15 protein-coding genes are annotated in these 18,451 nt (G+C 64.7%); 9 read left to right on the top strand and 6 right to left on the bottom strand.

Going from position 1 to position 18,451, the window contains the following annotated elements:
• The first annotated feature begins 33 nt into the window (after positions 1-33).
• Together BLS75_RS22525 and BLS75_RS22520 are read left to right on the top strand one after the other, a co-directional pair.
• Positions 34-1,167 carry a TIGR03364 family FAD-dependent oxidoreductase gene (locus BLS75_RS22525; protein WP_011064060.1) on the top strand — a complete coding sequence of 378 codons (1,134 nt, stop codon included), beginning with the start codon at positions 34-36 and terminating at the stop codon, positions 1,165-1,167.
• Positions 1,167-1,718: a phosphonate degradation HD-domain oxygenase gene (locus tag BLS75_RS22520; protein WP_019095932.1), complete on the top strand. Its 552-nt coding sequence runs from the start codon at positions 1,167-1,169 to the stop codon at positions 1,716-1,718. Before BLS75_RS22525 ends, BLS75_RS22520 begins: the two co-directional genes overlap by 1 nt.
• A gap of 123 nt (positions 1,719-1,841) precedes the next feature.
• Here the strand turns inward: BLS75_RS22520 and BLS75_RS22515 are convergent, their stop codons facing one another.
• Entirely contained in the window at positions 1,842-3,218 is a 1,377-nt protein-coding gene (locus tag BLS75_RS22515; protein WP_072451816.1) for a GTPase/DUF3482 domain-containing protein, read from the bottom strand.
• Positions 3,211-4,590: a DUF2868 domain-containing protein gene (locus tag BLS75_RS22510; RefSeq protein WP_041120280.1), complete on the bottom strand. Its 1,380-nt coding sequence runs from the start codon at positions 4,588-4,590 to the stop codon at positions 3,211-3,213. The genes BLS75_RS22515 and BLS75_RS22510 overlap by 8 nt, the downstream gene beginning before the upstream one ends.
• A 96-nt stretch (positions 4,591-4,686) precedes the next feature.
• Here BLS75_RS22510 and BLS75_RS22505 point away from each other — a divergent pair, with 96 nt between their 5' ends.
• Positions 4,687-5,199, top strand: a complete 513-nt coding sequence (locus tag BLS75_RS22505; protein ID WP_072451815.1) for a dihydrofolate reductase — start codon at positions 4,687-4,689, stop codon at positions 5,197-5,199.
• A gap of 57 nt (positions 5,200-5,256) precedes the next feature.
• Here the strand turns inward: BLS75_RS22505 and BLS75_RS22500 are convergent, their stop codons facing one another.
• Positions 5,257-6,648 carry an L-cystine transporter gene (locus tag BLS75_RS22500; protein ID WP_011064055.1) on the bottom strand — a complete coding sequence of 464 codons (1,392 nt, stop codon included), beginning with the start codon at positions 6,646-6,648 and terminating at the stop codon, positions 5,257-5,259.
• A 242-nt stretch (positions 6,649-6,890) separates the two neighbouring features.
• Here BLS75_RS22500 and BLS75_RS22495 point away from each other — a divergent pair, with 242 nt between their 5' ends.
• The 4 genes from BLS75_RS22495 to BLS75_RS22480 all read left to right on the top strand — a co-directional run bounded on the left by BLS75_RS22495 (position 6,891) and on the right by BLS75_RS22480 (position 11,977).
• Positions 6,891-7,946 (top strand): HAD family hydrolase, encoded by a 1,056-nt coding sequence (locus BLS75_RS22495; protein WP_011064054.1) that lies wholly within the window; start codon positions 6,891-6,893, stop codon positions 7,944-7,946.
• Between the two features lie 272 nt (positions 7,947-8,218).
• Positions 8,219-9,619 carry an MBOAT family O-acyltransferase gene (locus BLS75_RS22490; protein WP_072451814.1) on the top strand — a complete coding sequence of 467 codons (1,401 nt, stop codon included), beginning with the start codon at positions 8,219-8,221 and terminating at the stop codon, positions 9,617-9,619.
• The gene (locus BLS75_RS22485) at positions 9,606-10,751 is read left to right on the top strand and encodes an SGNH/GDSL hydrolase family protein (RefSeq protein WP_065365080.1); all 1,146 of its coding nucleotides are present in this window, start codon (positions 9,606-9,608) and stop codon (positions 10,749-10,751) included. Before BLS75_RS22490 ends, BLS75_RS22485 begins: the two co-directional genes overlap by 14 nt.
• Before the next feature lie 2 nt (positions 10,752-10,753).
• Complete coding sequence (locus BLS75_RS22480; RefSeq protein ID WP_072451813.1) at positions 10,754-11,977, top strand: SGNH/GDSL hydrolase family protein; 1,224 nt, start codon at positions 10,754-10,756, stop codon at positions 11,975-11,977.
• 212 nt (positions 11,978-12,189) lie between these two features.
• Here the strand turns inward: BLS75_RS22480 and ilvD are convergent, their stop codons facing one another.
• Positions 12,190-14,031: a dihydroxy-acid dehydratase gene (gene ilvD, locus BLS75_RS22475; protein WP_019095304.1), complete on the bottom strand. Its 1,842-nt coding sequence runs from the start codon at positions 14,029-14,031 to the stop codon at positions 12,190-12,192.
• A 301-nt stretch (positions 14,032-14,332) separates the two neighbouring features.
• Here ilvD and BLS75_RS22470 point away from each other — a divergent pair, with 301 nt between their 5' ends.
• Positions 14,333-14,899 carry a hypothetical protein gene (locus BLS75_RS22470; protein WP_072451812.1) on the top strand — a complete coding sequence of 189 codons (567 nt, stop codon included), beginning with the start codon at positions 14,333-14,335 and terminating at the stop codon, positions 14,897-14,899.
• On the opposite strand, the gene BLS75_RS22465 is transcribed toward BLS75_RS22470, so the two are convergent.
• Together BLS75_RS22465 and BLS75_RS22460 are read right to left on the bottom strand one after the other, a co-directional pair.
• Entirely contained in the window at positions 14,881-16,074 is a 1,194-nt protein-coding gene (locus BLS75_RS22465) for an MFS transporter (RefSeq protein WP_072451811.1), read from the bottom strand. The genes BLS75_RS22470 and BLS75_RS22465 overlap by 19 nt on opposite strands.
• Before the next feature lie 112 nt (positions 16,075-16,186).
• The gene (locus BLS75_RS22460; protein ID WP_011064045.1) at positions 16,187-17,383 is read right to left on the bottom strand and encodes a class I SAM-dependent rRNA methyltransferase; all 1,197 of its coding nucleotides are present in this window, start codon (positions 17,381-17,383) and stop codon (positions 16,187-16,189) included.
• A 227-nt stretch (positions 17,384-17,610) separates the two neighbouring features.
• Here BLS75_RS22460 and BLS75_RS22455 point away from each other — a divergent pair, with 227 nt between their 5' ends.
• Positions 17,611-18,423, top strand: coding sequence for an HDOD domain-containing protein (locus BLS75_RS22455; protein WP_162865006.1), 813 nt, complete (start codon positions 17,611-17,613; stop codon positions 18,421-18,423).
• Positions 18,424-18,451: the final 28 nt, after the last annotated feature.

Here is an 18,451-nt window from a genome sequence, read left to right as displayed (position 1 = left end):
CGGCGAAGGCGCTCCCCATCCAGGAAACAACTCATGACCAATCACAGCGATCTGCTGATCGTCGGCGCCGGCATCCTGGGCCTGTCCCATGCCTATGCCGCCGCCAAACGCGGTCTGCGGGTGCACGTTTTCGAGCGCAGCGCCACGCCCCTGGGCGCTTCGGTGCGCAACTTCGGCCAGGCCCTGGTCACCGGCCAGCCGCCGGGCACCATGCTGGAGCTGGCCAGGGCCAGCCGCGAGATCTGGGCCGACTGGCAACAGTTGGCAGGCCTGCAACTCAAGCGCAACGGCTCTTTCCTGTTCGCCCGCAGTGAAGCCGAGGAGCAGTTGCTCGAAGCCTTCTGCGCCGGGCGTGCGCTGGAGCACGGCTACCGCGTCGAGCTGCTCCAGGGCGCGGCGCTGAATGATCTGTACGGCGGCCAGTTCCGCCATCACCGGGCGGCCTTGCACGGCCTGGACGACCAGCAGCTGTATTCCCGTGAAGCGATCCCGCAGTTGATCGATTACCTGCGCCGGGACCTGGGGGTGCAGTTTCACTTCTCGACCCTGGTGCGGGATATCCAGCCGGGCCAGTTGCGCAGCACCGCCGGCAACTTCCACGCGCCGCGGATCGTGCTGTGTTCGGGGCACGATTATCAGACCCTGCTGGCGGATCAGATCGCTGCCTTGCAGCCGCAGATCTGCCGCTTGCAGATGCTCCGGGCGCGGCCCGAGGCCAATCTCAACCTGCAACATGCCTTGCTGACCGGTCTGAGTTGCGTGCACTACGGGGCCTTCGCCGACCTGCCGGAAGCCGCCGCGGTGCAAGCGCAGATTCTGCGCGAGGCGCCCCATCTGCACGAGCATGGTATCCACCTGTTGATCAGCCCGACTCCCTACGGTGAACTGATCATCGGCGATTCCCACGATTACGGTAGCGATCCTTCACCGTTCAATGCTGAACAGGTGGATAACTGGCTGCTCGAACTGGCCGAGCAGACCCTGGGTTGCAGGGTCCGGGTGGTGGAGCGCTGGCAGGGTGTCTACGGCGCGCGCGGCCCGGCGCCGTTCTCCTTCCTGGAGGCGGCCCCCGGGGTCCATGTGGCCCTGATGCACACCGGGGTCGGCATGAGCGTTGGCCCGGCCATGGCCGAGGGCAATATCGCCCGACTGCTGGAGGAAGCGTGATGGAGCGGCGACAGCAGGTGGTCGACGAGGTCTTCGGTCTGTACGAGCGTTTCGGCGACTGCGACTACATCGGCGAGCCGGTGTCGCAGATCGAGCACATGTCCCAGGCCGCGCAGTTGGCCCTGGCGGAAGGTTATGACGACGAGGTGGTGCTGGCGGCGTTCTTCCACGATATCGGGCATATCTGCCAGCAGGATGCCGAGAACATGGGCGGCTTCGGCGTGGTCAGCCATGAGCGCCTGGGGGCGGACTACCTGCGCCGGGCGGGTTTCAGCGAACGCCTGGCACGGCTGGTGGAATACCACGTCCAGGCCAAGCGCTACCTGACCTTCAAGGACCCCGGTTATTACCAGCGGCTGAGCGAAGCCAGCCGGCGCACCCTGGAGTACCAGGGTGGGGTGATGAGCGCGGCAGAGGCGGCAGCCTTCGAACTCGACCCGTTGTGGGCGGTGAGTTTGCGCATGCGCCACTGGGACGAGCAGGCCAAGGAAATGTGGGTGCCGGTGATGGATTTGCAGGTGCTCAAGGACAAGGCGCTGGCATTGCTTTAGCGGGTACAGGCTTGGTTTTTGTAGCCGCTGCCGTAGGCTGCGAACGGCTCCGAAGGAGGCGCCGCTTTTGGGGTTGTTGAAGGTCCTGCGGCCCTTTGCGCAGCCTCGCGGGCTCGGCAGCGGCTACAGCAGATGTTGAGCCAGCCCCTCGATCTGCTCCTGGCGCTCGGCCTGGCTCAGGCGCTTCTGCGGATTGAGCGATGACCACTGCGGGTGCGCCCGGGCCTTGTTCAGGGCCTCTGGCAACTTGCCTTCGCGCCAGCTCTTGTCCTCCGGCGTGGCCAGGCGAATGCTGTCCATGGCCGCATGCCCGCGCAGGTTCAGGGCCTGTACCAGCTGGCGCTGACGCAGGGCCAGCAGGCGCAGCACGCTGTCGTCCACGGTCAGCTCGCGCTGGCCCTTGAGTTTGTCCAGCAGGCGGCTGCCGTAGCTGCGGGCGGTCTGCAGGGCGCCGCCGGCAATAGCCCCGGCCAGCGCCGCGGCCCCCAGGGTCAAACCACCCACCAGCAAATCCACCCCAGCGCCGGCTGCGGCTCCGGCGGCGATGCCGCTGCCCACCCGCACCCCCAGTTGCTTGAGGGTTTCCGGGTTGAACAGGTCGTCGCCCCAGCGCCCGTCCAGTAGCGGCAGGTCGCTGGCCGACGCATCCTCGGGGCGGAAGGCGTAGAGCTTGAGCAAGGCCTCGACGCAGCGCTGCTCGCGCTGGCGGATGGCCTGGCGCAGTTCGCCTATGGCCTGTTGTTCCTGTTGGGCATCGCTGGCTACGCTGCGGCGGCAGGCGGCGCAGTCCACCAGCAGCTCGGCAATCAGCCGCGCTGCGCTGTGCTGGCGGGCCAGGCGCTGGGCCTCTTGGTCGTCGATCAAGCGTTGCAGGGCCGGGCGTGCGTGCTCCAGCAGCAGCGCCAGGCTTTCATACAGGCGCCGTTCGCCGTCCTCCGGTGGCGCCACGCTGTCGAAGCGCACCAGGGCGTGCAGCCCCAGGCGGGCCAGGGCATCGCGCCAGTCGCCTTCGCGCTGCTCGGCGCTGACGAAGTTCAGCACTGGCAGCAGCGGCTTGCCGCAACCGGTGAGCACTTCAAGCTCATCGCGGTACTTGGCCAGCACCGGCTCGCGGGCGTCGATCACATACAGGCCGGCGTCCGAGGCCAGCAGCTGGCGCAGGACCTTGGCTTCCTGTTCGAAGCGCTGGCGAGCCTCGCTACCGTCGAGAAACCGCGCCATCCGCGCCGGGCCGTCCAGGCGTTCGCCCGGGCGCTCCAGGCGCTCCAGGTAATCCAGCAGGGCGATGGCATCTTCCAGGCCGGGGGTGTCGTAGAGCTCCAGCAGGGGTTGGCCATCCACCGAAAGGCGGGCGCCTTCCACGTGCCGGGTGGTGCTGGGGCGATGGGAGACCTCGCCAAAACCCACGTCCCGGGTCAGGGTGCGCAGCAGCGAGGTCTTGCCGACGTTGGTGTGGCCGACCACGGCGAGTTTCAGTGGCTTGTGGCGGGTATCAGTCATGACCGTTCTCCAGCCAGTCGAGGGGGGCGCAATCGGCGAAGGGCAGCTGCAGCTGGTGCAGGGCGCTGTGCCAGTCGCCCAGGCGATCGGCGTCCAGGGCCTGGCCGGGCGGGGCTTGCAGCAGCCAGACCCGGGTGGCGCTGGCGTTGCGCGCCAGTTCGGCGATCAGCCCCAGGCTGCCTCGGTCCGGCGAGCGCCGCGGGTCGCAGGCGATCACCAGGCGCGCCGGGGGGAAACGGCTCATCTGCTCCAGCAGGCGGCTGCGCGACTCGCGACTGTCGAGGATGCCGGCGTCCTTGACGCTCTCCGGCAGTTGCGGCGGCCAGGGGCGCTGGTTGTCCAGTTCGATGGCCACCAGCAGGGCGCCGCTGCTGTCCTGGGCACTGACGCCGCCTTCGACCCGGTGCAACTGCTCGGGGGCCGCATCGTTGACCCCCAGGCGCTCGCTGCTGGGCATCAGGCGCTCACGCAATTGGGCGTAGCCCGGCAGGTTGAGGTCCAGTTGCAGGCGCGCCTGCCCGTGTTTCCAGCGCCAGCGGCAGAACAGCATCAGCAGCAGGCGCGGCAGCACGCCGTAGATCGTCACCAGCACCACCAGCCAGATGGCCCAGGACTGGCGGATCAGTTCGGTGTTGTAGACATCCCGGGTGCTGGCCTGGATGCTCGCCACGCTCGGCGCGCCAAAGCCCAGGCCACGAGGCAGGGCACTCAAGGTGTTGGTAATGGCCACGAAGGCATCGCTGCCCAGCAGGGTGCTTTCCCAGACAAAGCTGTAGCGGTGGGTGGTCAGCAGCAACAGCAACATGACCACGGCGCTGAACAGGGCCAGGCACCACAGGCCGTTGATCAGGCTGCCCAGGGCCCAGCGGTTGAGCTTGCGCCGTTGCAGCAACAGCAGCAGGGCCGGCGGCAACTGCGCGGCCTTGGCATCGCGGGAGAATTTCTCGCTGAGCCACAGCCACAGGCGGCCCAGGCTGGCGCCGTGCTCGCCGGCGAACAGCAGGCCTGCCAGCCAGCTCAGCAGCAGGATCAGGTTGATTCCCAGCAGGCTGCCCAGGGCCCAGAACACGTTCACCGGTTGCTGGGTGCTGCCCAGGGCGCTGAAGGCCAGGCCGGCACCGCTGATCACCGCCAGAACCGAGAGCGCCAGCAGGGCCAGGCGTGCGCCCTGGTGCCAGTGCAGCAGGGCGCTGTGCAGGCCGTCACGCTGGGCCAGCCACAGGGCGCGGTTCTGGATCCGGGTCGCCAGGTCGCCGCCCTGGTTGCGGGCCAGGCGATTGGCTTCCTGATCTTCCAGCGGGCCGGCGTGTTCCTCGCGCAGGCGCACGGTTTCGGTCAGCCACAGGCGTTGCAGGGGAGTCAGTGCAGTCACGCGTCATTCCATCGCTCAAAAGTGCGCTGAGCATAACTGCTGCAGCGCGGATCGGGGTACGTTGCCAGGTCCTGGTCCTCTGGTATCCTCGCCGGCATGAAAAAATCTCTCCCTCTCAGCCTGATCGCGGCCCTCGCACAAAACCGCGTGATCGGCGTCGACAACAGCATGCCCTGGCATTTGCCGGGGGATTTCAAATTCTTCAAGGCCACCACCCTGGGCAAGCCCATCATCATGGGGCGCAAGACCTGGGATTCTCTCGGCCGGCCGTTGCCGGGGCGGTTGAATATCGTGGTCAGTCGTCAGACCGGCCTGGTGCTCGAAGGTGCCGAGGTCTACCCGTCTTTGGAGGCTGCGGTGGAACGGGCCGAGGAATGGGCACTGGAGCAGGGCGCCAGCGAGCTGATGCTGATCGGGGGCGCACAGCTTTACAGCCAGGGCCTGGAGCAGGCTGATCGCCTGTACCTGACGCGGGTAGCCTTGAGCCCGGCAGGCGATGCCTGGTTTCCGGAGTTCGATGAACAGCAGTGGAAGCGGGTGTCAGAGGTGCCGAACCCGGCGGAAGGGGACAAGCCGGCGTACAGCTTCGAGGTGTGGGAGAAGCGCTGAGCGCTCCGCCAGCCAGCCGGGCTCCCGAAGGAGCCGGCGGGCCGGCGAAGAGATCAATCAGGCCTGAGCCAGTTCTTCGTGCTCATCGGCGTCCAGCAGCGCCTTGTCGGTCTGCTGCATCACCTGGCTGGTGATCGCGCCTGCGGTCATCGAACCGCTGACGTTGAGCGCGGTGCGGCCCATGTCGATCAGCGGCTCCACGGAAATCAGCAGCGCCACCAGAGACACCGGCAGGCCCATGGCCGGCAGCACGATCAGCGCGGCGAAGGTTGCGCCGCCGCCCACACCTGCAACGCCGGCGGAACTCAGGGTGACGATGGCCACCAGGGTGGCGATCCACAGCGGGTCCAGCGGGTTGATGCCCACGGTCGGGGCAACCATCACCGCCAGCATGGCCGGGTACAGGCCGGCGCAGCCGTTCTGGCCGATGGTGGCGCCGAACGAGGCGGCAAAGCTGGCGATGGACTGGGGAATGCCCAGGCGCCGGGTCTGGGCCTCGATGCTCAGGGGAATGCTGGCGGCGCTGGAGCGGCTGGTGAAGGCGAAGGTCAGCACTGGCCAGACCTTGCGGAAGAAGCGCAGCGGGTTGATCCCGGCCAGTGCCACCAGCAGGCCGTGGACCACGAACATCAGCCCCAGGCCGATGTAGGACACCACCACGAAACTGCCCAGCTTGATGATGTCCTGCAGGTTGGAGCCGGCCACCACCTTGGTCATCAGCGCCAGCACACCGTAGGGCGTGAGCTTCATCACCAGGCGCACCAGGCGCATCACCCAGGCTTGCAGGGTGTCGATGGCGTTGAGCACTTTCTGGCCCTTGTCGGCATCGTCCTTGAGCAGCTGCAGCGCCGCGACGCCGAGGAAGGCGGCGAAGATCACCACGCTGATGATCGAGGTCGGCTTGGCCCGGGCCAGGTCGGCGAAGGGGTTCTGCGGGATGAACGACAGCAGCAGCTGCGGCACGTTGAGGTCGGCCACCTTGCCTGCGTAGTCGCTCTGGATCACTTGCAGGCGGGCCATCTCCTGGGTGCCGGCCACCAGCCCTTCGGCGGTCAGGCCGAACAGGTTGGTCAGGCCGATGCCCACCAGCGCGGCAATGGCAGTGGTAAACAGCAGGGTGCCGATGGTCAGGAAGCTGATCTTGCCCAGGGACGAAGCATTGTGCAGGCGGGCCACGGCGCTGAGGATCGAGGCGAACACCAGGGGGATGACGATCATCTGCAGCAATTGCACGTAGCCGTTGCCCACCAGGTCGAACCAGGCGATGGAGGCCTTGAGCACCGGGTTGCCGGCGCCGTAGAGGCTGTGCAGGGCGATGCCGAAGACCACGCCCAGCACCAGGGCCAGCAGGACTTTCTTGGCCAGGCTCCAGGTGGTATGGCGGGTTTGTGCCAGGCCCAGCAGCAAGGCCAGGAACACCAGCAGGTTGAGGAACAGCGGCAGATTCATTGGGGCTCCGATAAGGCTTGTGCCAATCGCGGCTCAGGGCGATTGCGAACCGGCAAGCCTAACAGCTTGAAATCTATTGAATTAATAACGATATCGCATGGCAACTGTCGTTTTTGGAATAAGCGATTGACGTTCAGGCGCATGTGGCTGGCGCTTACGGGACGCAAGCGGTCGCGTGGAGACGAGAACTGTCACAGGGATTTGTTAGCGTCGAAGGCTTTCACTCAGGGAGAAAACCGCCGATGAAACTCGCTCCGAAATTGCTCGCAGTCGCACTCTGCCTGGGCCTTGCCGGCCAGGCCCTGGCCACCGAGTTGAAGCACTGGCCCGCGGAACAGGCCAAGCAGCTGGACGCGATGATCGCGGCCAATGCCAACAAGGGTAACTACGCGGTGTTCGACATGGACAACACCAGTTACCGCTACGACCTGGAAGAATCCCTGCTGCCCTTCATGGAAAACAAGGGCCTGATTACCCGCGACACGCTTGACCCGTCGCTCAAGCTGATCCCGTTCAAGGACACCGCCGAGCACAAGGAAAGCCTGTTCAGCTACTACTACCGCCTCTGTGAAATCGACGACATGGTCTGCTACCCCTGGGTCGCCCAGGTGTTCTCCGGCTTTACCCTCAAGGAGCTCAAGGGCTATGTCGATGAGCTGATGGCTTCCGGCAAGCCGGTGCCGAGCACCTATTACGACGGTGATGTGGTCAAGACCATCGAGGTCAACCCGCCCAAGGTCTTCACCGGCCAGGCCGAGCTGTACAACAAGCTGATGGAGAACGGTATCGAGGTCTATGTGATGACCGCCGCCTCCGAAGAGCTGGTGCGCATGGTCGCCGCCGATCCCAAGTACGGCTACAACGTCAAGCCGCAGAACGTCATCGGCGTGACCACCCTGCTCAAGGATCGCAAGACTGGCGCCCTGACCACCGCGCGCAAGCAGATCAGCGAAGGCAAATATGACGAGAAGGCCAACCTCGGCCTTGAACTGACCCCCTACCTGTGGACCCCGGCCACCTGGATGGCGGGCAAGCATGCGGCGATCCTGACCTACATCGACGAGTGGAAGAAACCGGTGCTGGTGGGCGGCGACACCCCCACCAGCGACGGCTACATGCTGTTCCACGATGTTGACGTGGCCAAGGGCGGCATCCACCTGTGGATCAACCGCAAGGACAAGTACATGACCCAGCTCAACGGCATGATCGCCAAGCACGCCGCGGCCCAGGCCAAGGAAGGGTTGCCGGTGACCGCCGACAAGAACTGGGTGATCGTCAAGCCCGAAGACATCCAGTAAGCCTGCCCGCTACACCGCCCCTCTGTAGGAGCCGGCTTGCCGGCGAAGAGGCCTTTGGGCCGGGCGTCGCCCTCGCGGACGCCTTCGCTGGCAAGCCAGCTCCTGCAAGGGGTGTCTGTCGTTCGATGCGGAGCCGGCGTCCGCTATAGGCGGAGAATGTTTCAACTTGTGACTGCCAAACCCCCTCTGCCATAATCGCGTCCGTTTCCCATCCCCCCGCCTGCTCTCCCTTGTGCCGGGTTTGTCCCCGACTGCACGTAATGGACTACGTTGTGAGCTATCTCTCGATCGAATTCGGCCTCTGCTTCATCCTGTTCTTCGTTCTGTACTGGGGCCTGGGCTTCAGCCTGCGCTTGCAGAACGTCCTGCTGCTGGTCGCCAGTTACGCGATCCTTGCCAGCTTCAGCCTGAACTTCCTCTACATCCTGCTGGGCTACACGGCCCTGGTGTACCTGCTCGGCCTGTTGAGCCAGCGTTACCCCGGGCGCGGCTGGGTCAACGGACTGATGCTGCTGCTGGTGCTCGGGGCGTTCTACCTGTTCAAGTATCAGGATTTCTTCACCAGTACGGTGCAGAACGCCTTCGCCCAGTTCGGTGTCGAGGTGTCGCTACCGCTGCTGGAGGTGCTGCTGCCGGTGGGGCTGTCGTTCTATGCCTTCCACTCGGTCAGTTACCTGGTGTCGATCAACCGCCGTGAGCTGACCCCCGGCTCGCCCTTCGACCTGGCGCTGTACCTGGCCTTCTTCCCCAGCCTGATCGCCGGTCCGGTGAACCGGGCGATTCCCATGCTGGCGCAGATCAACCCGCCGCAGTTGCGCGAGGTGCTGGAGCCGCAGCGCGCCCTGGGCCTGATCGCGGTGGCGGTGGTCAAGCTGTTCTTCCTCAGTTCCTGGCTGGCCAACGAATGGGTCGACCCGGTATTCGACAGCCCGGTGGCCTATTCTGCCGAGCAGATCCTGCGTGCGGTCTACGGTTATTCGTTCCTGATCTACTTCAACTTCAGCGGCTACACCGACCTGGTGACGGGCATCGCCCTGCTGCTGGGCTTCCGCCTGCCGCAGAACTTCAACTACCCCTACGCGGCGCGCAACCTCAAGGAATTCTGGGGCCGCTGGCACATCAGCCTGTCGACCTTCATCCGGGACTATGTGTACATCCCCCTGGGGGGCAACCGTGGCCCGGTGTGGCGCGGCAACCTGAACATGCTGCTGGCGATGCTGATTTCCGGCCTGTGGCACGGCGCCAGCGCCAACTTCATCATCTGGGGCGCGCTGCACGGTATCGGCCTGGCCCTGTACAAGCTGTGCAGCCCGCTGCTGGCCCGGGGCCCGAGCTGGATCGGCGCCGACCTCATGGCGCGGCTGCTGACCTTCCACTATGTGGCGTTCGCCTGGATCTTCTTCCGCTGCGCGACCCTGTCCGATGCCATGGACATGCTCAAGGGCCTGGGCGAGCTGTCCTTGGGCGGCCTGCTCGGCGGCGGCGCCAGCCTGCTGGGCTGCCTTCTGTTCGTGGCCTTCTACCCACGGATCGTGGCGCTGCTGCGCCGCCTGTTCGATGCTGCCACCGGTTTGCCGTGGCTGTTCTATCCAGTGCCGCTGGGGCTGTTTATCTGCGTGGTCATCTTCGCCTCTCCGTCGGGCGTGCCGGGGTTCATCTATGCCAGTTTCTAACCGTTCGCCCTTGTCGATCAGCCTCGGTAGCGCGGCCAAGGTCTTCTACGCCCTGGTGGTCACCAGCCTGCTGCTGGTGTGGTTCAACCAGCAGTCGATCCGCCTCTACTGCCAGCAGAAGTACCACGACGACTGCGAGGTCCCCGGGTTGTCGCAGAACCCGCAGTGGCGCTTTGGCGCGCAACTCAACCAGGCCCTGGAAAATGCCCGGGTGGCCTTTGTCGGCAGCTTTACCGGCCAGGTGATGGTGGCCGAGGCCGCCGCGGAGCAAGAGCTGCCTCCTTTGCCGACGCTGGCCGAGGAGCCTGCGCCCGTACCTGCGCCGGTTGCGACCGCCCATGCTGCGCCGGTGCATCCGGCCCCCGTGCATCCCGCTCCGCAGGCGTCGGCTGCAGTGCACCCGCAGCCGGTGGCCGTGGCCCCGGTGGTCAGCCATCCGCCTAAGGTCGAGCCGGGGGCAACCACGCCGCTGATGGCCAGCCTGGCCACCGGGGATGAAGTGTTCTTCGTCGGTGATTCCCTAATGCAGGGCGTGGCGCCACACATGGCCAACACCTTGCGCAAACGCTACAACGTCAAGAGCCTGAACCTCAGCAAGCAGAGCACCGGCCTTGCCTACCCGAGCTTCTTCAACTGGCCCAAGACGGTTGAAAGCACCCTGGCCAGCAACCCCAACATTCGCCTGATGGTGATTTTCCTCGGCCCCAACGACCCCTGGGACATGCCGGTGGTCAAGGGCAAGCCGTTCCTGCGCTTCAAGACCCCGGACTGGGAAGAAGCCTATCGCCAGCGCATCGATTCGATCCTCGACACCGCCCAGGCGCATAATGTGCAGGTGATCTGGGTCGGGCCGCCGAACATGGAGAAGCCCAAGCTGTCTACAGCCATGGCCTACCTGAGCCAGCTGTACAAGGGCCAGATCGAGCAGTACCACCAGCACTACGTCTCGGCCAACGAGATTCTCGGTTACCAGAGCGACGAATTCTCCTATTACCGCACCACCGGCGATGGCAAGAAGGTCAAGACCCGGGTCGACGACGGTATCCATTTCACCACTACTGGGCAGAAGCTGATCGCTGAGCGTGTGATCTCGCTGATCAACTTTCCCAGCCAACAATTGACGGAGCACTGACTATGGGGCGACTGCAAGGCATTGCGCTGTTGCTGGGCATCACCTTGCTGAGCAGTTGCAGCCCGACCACCGAGGTCCAGGCCACTCCCGCTTCGGCGCTGGCCAAGTCCGGGATGACGGCGAAAAAAGTCCTGACCACCGGGACCGACCCGAACCTGGCGCTGCTGGCACGCAAATTCAGCACTTCCAACCGCACCCCCATCACCATTGTGCAACTGGGCGACTCCCACACCGCCGCCGACCTGTTCAGCGGTGAGGTGCGGCGCCTGCTGCAGGCGCAATACGGCGATGGCGGCATCGGTTTCGTGGCAGCCACGCCAGTGCCCGGCACCCGCTATGAGCGGGTGATTCTCGGTGCCGCCAAGCGCCAGTGGTCCCTGGTATCGGCACGCAACCAGCAGAGCAACCAGTTTCCCCTGGGCGGCTACCTGTCGCTGCCCCTGACCCCAGGCGCGCGGGTGCATATCGCCGAACGCCAGCCGAGCAACCAGCAGTACCGGATTTCCGCGCTGTACCAGGCGTCCAGCAACAGCACCCTGATCGCCCGGGACAACCTCAACAAAAGCAGCCGCATGCTGGCCGCTACGGGGGGGCAATGGCGCTTCAGCCCGCCGTTCAACAACCTGACCCTGCCCCTGGACCTGAACGTGGCCAATAACCAGGGCCTGGCCCTGGGCGGCTGGAACATCCTCGGGCAGAAGAGTGCCGGGGTGATCTATTCCGCCCTGGGGATCAACGGCGCGCGCCTGGACGTGCTGGACAAGTGGCAGCCCGGCTGGCTGGAAGCCCTCAAGGCCCTGCGCCCGGACATGGTGGTGCTGGCCTACGGCACCAACGAAGCCTTCGACGACGACCTGGATCTGCAGCTCTACCGCAGCCAGTTGCAGCAGAAGGTCGCGCTGTTGCGCAAGAACCTGCCCAAGACCGTGATTTTGCTGGTGGGGCCGCCGGATTCCATCAAGCGCCGCAATGCTGGCAGCTGCGCGGCCTCCCAACCCCAGCCGTTGCGGCAGATCATCCAGATCCAGAAGGACGTGGCGAAGAACAGTCGCACCCTGTTCTGGGACTGGCAGGCGTTCATGGGGGGGGACTGCTCCATCAGCAAATGGCAGAGCAGCGACCTGGCCCGCAACGACCTGATCCACCTGACCGCCGATGGTTACCGCAAGAGCGCCGATGGCTTGTATCGCTTCCTGCGCGGGCAATTGGGCGAACGCATGCCTTGAGCTCCCGGCACCGCTTCAGCGGCGGCGCCACCACCTTGAATGCTGCTGTAGGAGCTGGCTTGCCAGCGAAGGCGCGGTCGAGGGCGATGCAAGGTTCAAAGCTGCCTTCGCCGGCAAGCCGGCTCCTACGGGGCCAGGCTGCCAGCGCAAGCGCCGGCAAGGTCAAAAAAAAGCCCCGCACTTGGCGGGGCATTTTCATTGGCAGGCGATGATCACAGGCCGTCGAGCATGGCCTTGTTGCGCACCGCACCCTTGTCGGCGCTGGTGGCCAGCAGGGCGTAGGCCTTCAGCGCGGTGGTCACCTTGCGTGGGCGTGCTTCCACCGGTTTCCAGCCTTTCTTGTCCTGCTCGACACGGCGGGCCGCCAGTTCCTCATCGCTGACCAACAGGTTGATCGAGCGGTTGGGAATGTCGATCAGTACCTTGTCGCCATCCTGCACCAGGCCGATGGCGCCGCCGGCTGCCGCTTCTGGCGAGGCGTGGCCGATGGACAGGCCCGAAGTACCGCCGGAGAAGCGGCCGTCGGTGAGCAGGGCGCAGGCTTTGCCCAGGCCCTTGGACTTCAGGTAGGAGGTCGGATAGAGCATTTCCTGCATGCCCGGGCCGCCTTTCGGGCCTTCGTAACGGATGATCACGATATCGCCTTCCTTCACTTCGTCGGCGAGGATGCCGCGCACCGCGCTGTCCTGGCTCTCGAAGATCTTGGCGTTGCCTTCGAAGACATGGATCGACTCGTCGACACCGGCGGTCTTCACCACGCAGCCGTCCAGGGCGATGTTGCCGTAGAGCACGGCCAGGCCGCCTTCTTTCGAGTAGGCATGCTCGACACTGCGGATGCAGCCGTTTTCACGGTCATCGTCGAGGCTGTCCCAACGGGTCGACTGGCTGAACGCCGTCTGGGTCGGGATGCCTGCCGGGCCGGCCTTGAAGAAGTGATGCACGGCTTCGTCGCTGGTCTGGGTGATGTCCCACTGGGCGATGCCTTCGGCCATGCTCTTGCTGTGCACGGTGGGCAGGTCGGTGTGCAGCAGGCCGCCACGGGCCAGTTCGCCGAGGATGCTGAAGATGCCGCCGGCGCGGTGCACGTCTTCCATGTGGTACTTCTGGATGTTCGGCGCCACTTTGCACAGCTGCGGCACGTGGCGCGACAGGCGATCGATGTCCCGCAGGTCGAAGTCGATCTCGGCTTCCTGGGCGGCGGCCAGCAGGTGCAGGATGGTGTTGGTGGAACCGCCCATGGCGATGTCCAGGGTCATGGCGTTCTCGAACGCCTTGAAGTTGGCGATGTTGCGCGGCAGGACCGACTCGTCGTTGTCGCCGTAGTAGCGCTGGCACAGCTCGACGATGGTGCGCCCGGCCCGCAGGAACAGCTCTTCGCGATCGCTGTGGGTGGCCAGGGTGGAACCGTTGCCCGGCAGGGCGAGCCCCAGGGCTTCGGTCAGGCAGTTCATGGAGTTGGCGGTGAACATGCCGGAGCACGAACCGCAGGTCGGGCAGGCGCTGCGCTCGTACTCGGCAACCTTCTCGTCAGAAGCGCTGGAGTCGGCGGCGATGACCATGGCGTCTACCAGGTCCAGGCCGTGGGAGGCGAGCTTGGTCTTGCCGGCTTCCATCGGGCCGCCGGAAACGAAGATCACCGGAATGTTCAGGCGCAGGGCGGCCATCAGCATGCCGGGGGTGATCTTGTCGCAGTTGGAAATGCACACGATGGCGTCGGCGCAATGGGCGTTGACCATGTACTCCACGGAGTCGGCGATGATCTCGCGGCTCGGCAGGGAATACAGCATGCCGTCATGGCCCATGGCGATGCCGTCGTCCACGGCGATGGTGTTGAATTCCTTGGCCACGCCACCGGCGCGTTCGATCTCGCGGGCCACCAGTTGGCCCAGGTCCTTCAGGTGCACGTGCCCCGGGACGAACTGGGTGAAGGAGTTGGCAATGGCGATGATCGGCTTCTTGAAGTCGTCATCTTTCATCCCCGTGGCGCGCCACAGGGCGCGAGCACCGGCCATGTTGCGGCCATGGGTGGATGTTTTCGAGCGGTAATCAGGCATGGAGCACTCCGGGCGGCTAATCAGGTAACAAATGGGGAGTGAGCTTCTATTGACCTCGGGAACACTCAGAAATGGCCGTGTGTCCGAAAGCTGCCGATGACGCTGCGGGATCGCCGCGCGCCTCAGCCTGAGCTCATAAACCCGCCGGGGGATGACTGGCGATGAATTCGCCGATTCTACACCGCTGGCGTCAGGAAGGAATGCCGAGGCCGCTCTGTGGCATTGATTGCCTGGATATCACCGGACGCTGCCATCCTGGTTTAGACTCGCCGCCCTTCGATTACCTTCCAATGGAGCTGGAATGTCCGCAAACATGCGATCCCTGAGGTTCTACCTGGGCATTGGCCTGCTGCAGGGGCTGCTGCTGATGTGGCTGGTGCTCTATAGCGACTGGCCCGGCAGTACCATCGCCGTGGTGGGAGCTGCGCTGCTGACGGGCGGCGGGTTCGTGCAACTGCTGGCCGGGCGCCGCCGCCAGTGGCGCACCTGGCGAGCAGCCCTGCTGCTGGCCCTCGCGACGGCGGTGCTGGTGCAGGCGTGCAGTGATTTGCCCTTCACCAATGGGGTGATCTGCAGCGTGGTGGTACTCCTGCTGCTGATGACGCTGTTCAGTGCCACTTGGCTGCAGGGACGTGACGGCTTTGAACGACGGCTGCTGGGTGAAGGCGCCTGGATGCTGGTGGCCCTTGGCGCTGCGTGGCTGGTGCAGGCGTTGTTCGATTTCTGGACCCACGAGCATCATCTGGACCCCTTCAAGAGTGGGTTCATGTCTCTGCGCTACTTCACCGGGCCCCCCCTGGCATTCTCCTGCATCCTGTACCTCAGGGATTTGTGCCGCCTGCGCGATCTTCAGACGCAAGCGCCCTGATAACGACGGTTGGCCAGGCTGTTCAGGCCCAGGGCGGTAGCGCTCAGCACCAGGAAGCACAGGCCCAGGGCCGTCACCAGGTTGTTGGCGCTCAAGTTGATGAAGCCGCTGATCAAGCCACCGCTGATAAAGATCAGCATGTTGCCCGCCGAGGCCGAGGTTCCGGCGTTCTGCGGGAAAATCCCCATGGCTCGCGAGGTCGCCACCGGGCGGGTGATGGTGGTGCCGGCGGTGCAGACGATCATCGGCACCAGAACCGTGGTCACGGACGGCTCGAACTGTTGCAACAGCAGCATCAGCAAGCCGGACAGGGCGATCAGCCCCAGCCCGGTGACGATCTGGGGGCTGGCCCGCAGGTAGCGGTTCATCACCCCGGCACCCACACCGCCCAATACGTAGGCGGCACCGTACAGCAGCAGCGCCAGGGAGTACTGGTAGGACGAGAGCTGCAACTGCTCCATGAAAATGATCGGTGAAGTGACAATGAACGAAAAATGGCAGGCGAAGGCCAGAGCCGAGATCAGCCAGTAGCCCACGAACGAAAGGTCGGCAAACACCAGCCGGTAGGCGGTGAGGATATTGCGCTGGCTTGCCGAGGCCGTACCAGGCGTGTTTTCCAGCAGGAAACAGGCCTTGAGGATGACCAGCAGGCCGAGGCCGACGAACACCTCGAAGCTGCCTTGCCAGCCCAGTCGAGCCTGCAGCCAGGTGCCCAGCAGCGGTGACAGGGAAATGAAGATGCCGCTGGCGGTGACCAGGGCGATGCGCAGGCGTTCCTGCTCCTTGCCCGCGAACATGTCCTGCACCAATGCCTGAGACAGCACGAAGCAGCCGCAGCCGATGGCCTGCAGCACACGAAACAGCAGGAACCAGCCGTATTGCGTGGCAGCGATGCAGCCGAGCGCCCCGGCGATGGCCACAGCCATGCCTGCCAGCAGCAGCTTCTTTCGCCCCAGGGAGTCTGACAGCGGTCCCACCACCATCAGGGAAAACGACAAGCCAATGGCGAACAGGCTGATAGACAGCGCGATATCGGCGCTGGAGGTCTGGAAGCGCTCTGCCAGGGCTGGAAACGAGGGGAGGATGACATCCAGCGGAAAGACCCCGAGCAGGGTCATGGTCATCAGCAGGATGATTGCCGATGTCTTTTTCGCGGCGGCGGGGGAGTGGCCCATGGTGCGGAGTCTCGATCCTTGAGAGGGGGACGAGATTCCAGCCGTGGCCTTGCAAAGTCAATCGGAGGTGCTGGCCATCCCGCGCTGGGCGGGAATGGCCATTGGCCCGGCCTCAGCTGTTGGGCAGCAGGCGGCAGGTGATGCTCTTGATGTAGCGGGTTTCCGGGATGGCCGGGTGTACCGGGTGATCCGGGCCCTGGCCGCCGCGCTCCAGCAGCTGGATGTTGCGGTCCAGGTGGCGGGCGCTGGTCAGGAGGATGTTCTGCAGGTCGTCCTCGGGCAGGTGCATCGAGCACGAAGCGCTGACCAGGATGCCGTCCTTGTTGAGCAGGCGCATGGCTTGCTCGTTCAGGCGGCGGTAGGCGCCTTCGCCGTTCTTCAGGTCTTTCTTGCGCTTGATGAAGGCGGGCGGGTCGGCAACGATCACGTCGAAGCGCTCTTCGCTGGCCTTGAGTTCCTTCAGGGCTTCGAAGACGTCGCCTTCGATGCAGGTCATTTTCTCGGCAAAGCCGTTCAGCGCGGCGTTGCGCTCCACGCCGTCGAGGGCGAAGGCCGAGGCGTCGACGCAGAACACTTCGCTGGCGCCGAAAGCCGCGGCCTGCACGCCCCAGCCGCCGATGTAGCTGTACAGGTCCAGCACGCGCTTGCCCTTGGCATAAGGCGCCAGGCGGGCACGGTTCATGCGGTGGTCGTAGAACCAGCCGGTTTTCTGGCCCTGGATCACCGGGGCTTCGAACTTCACGCCGTTCTCTTCCAGGGCGACCCACTCCGGCACCAGGCCGAACACGGTTTCGACGTAGCGGCCCAGGCCTTCGGCGTCACGGGCGGCGGAGTCGTTCTTGAACAGGATGCCGCTGGGCTTGAGCACCTGGGTCAGGGCGGCAATGATGTCGTCCTTGTGGGTTTCCATGGTCGCGGAGGCGATCTGTACCACCAGGATGTCGCCGAAACGATCGACCACCAGGCCCGGCAGCAGGTCGGAGTCGCCGTATACCAGGCGGTAGAACGGTTTGTCGAACAGGCGCTCGCGCAGGGACAGGGCCACGTTCAGGCGGTGCACCAGCAGCGACTTGTCCAGGGCCAGCTTGGCATCGCGCGACAGCAGGCGGGCGCAGATCAGGTTGTTCGGGCTCATGGCGACCACGCCCAGGGGCTTGCCGCCGGCGGCTTCCAGCACTGCCTGGTCGCCTGCCTTGAAGCCGTGCAGAGGGGTGGCGGCTACATCGATTTCGTTGCTGTAGACCCACAGGTGGCCGGCGCGCAGGCGGCGATCGGCGTTGGCTTTGAGGCGCAGGCTTGGCAGGGACATGACGTCGCTCCGGAAAAAAGGGCGCGATTATACCCCGTCGCGGGGCGCAAGCGATGGCCAATGGACCTGCGGCGGGAGCCCTTTGCCGCAACCATTGGGTAAAGTTCCTGTCCGGTCGCCCAACATTCCCGTGTTAGAGGTTAGAATCCCCGGCTCACCCAGAGCGTGTACTTATGTCCCAAGAGCTATCAGCCGAACAGATTCAACAGGCCCTGCAAGGCATCAGCGTGCCGCCCCAACCGCAAATCATGGTGGATTTGCAGATGGAGCAGTACATGCCCGATCCCGATCTGGAGGTGATCGCCAAGCTGATCTCCCAGGACCCGGGCCTGTCCGGCGCGCTGCTGAAGATCGTCAATTCACCGTATTACGGGCTGAGCAACAAGATTGCTTCGATCCAGCGGGCGGTGAATCTCCTGGGCAGCCGTTCGATCATCAACCTGATCAATGCGCAGTCGATCAAGGGCGAGATGAGCGATGAAACCATCGTCACCCTCAACCGCTTCTGGGATACCGCCCAGGACGTGGCCATGACCTGCCTGACCCTGGCCAAGCGCACCGGCTCCCAGGCTGTGGACGAGGCCTATGCCCTGGGCCTGTTCCATGACTGCGGCGTGCCGCTGATGCTCAAGCGCTTCCCCGACTACATGACTGTGCTGGAAGAGGCCTACGGCAGCGCCGGCCCGGAGCAGCGGGTGGTGGACACGGAAAACCGTGCCTTCAATACCAACCACGCGGTGGTCGGCTACTACACCGCCAAATCCTGGCGTCTGCCGGAGCACGTGACCAACGCCATCGCCAACCATCACAACGCCCTGGCGATCTTCAGCGACGAGTCCTCGCGCAACAGCCAGCTGAAGAACCTGCTAGCGATCCTCAAGATGGCCGAGCACATCTGCGCGTCCTACCGGGTGCTGGGCAACCAGGTGGAAGACCACGAGTGGAACAGCATCGGCCACCTGATTCTCGATTACGTCGGCCTGTCGGACTACGACTTCGAGAACCTCAAGGAAACCGTGCGCGAGCTGGGCGCACACTGATCGTTCATTTCGCGATGAGTACCAGGGG

It is taken from the genome of Pseudomonas sp. NFPP12, assembly GCF_900103205.1.
GTDB lineage: Bacteria > Pseudomonadota > Gammaproteobacteria > Pseudomonadales > Pseudomonadaceae > Aquipseudomonas > Aquipseudomonas protegens.
The sequence above is the reverse complement of the archived record's forward strand: the minus strand, read 5'-3'. Positions and strand labels throughout refer to the sequence as shown.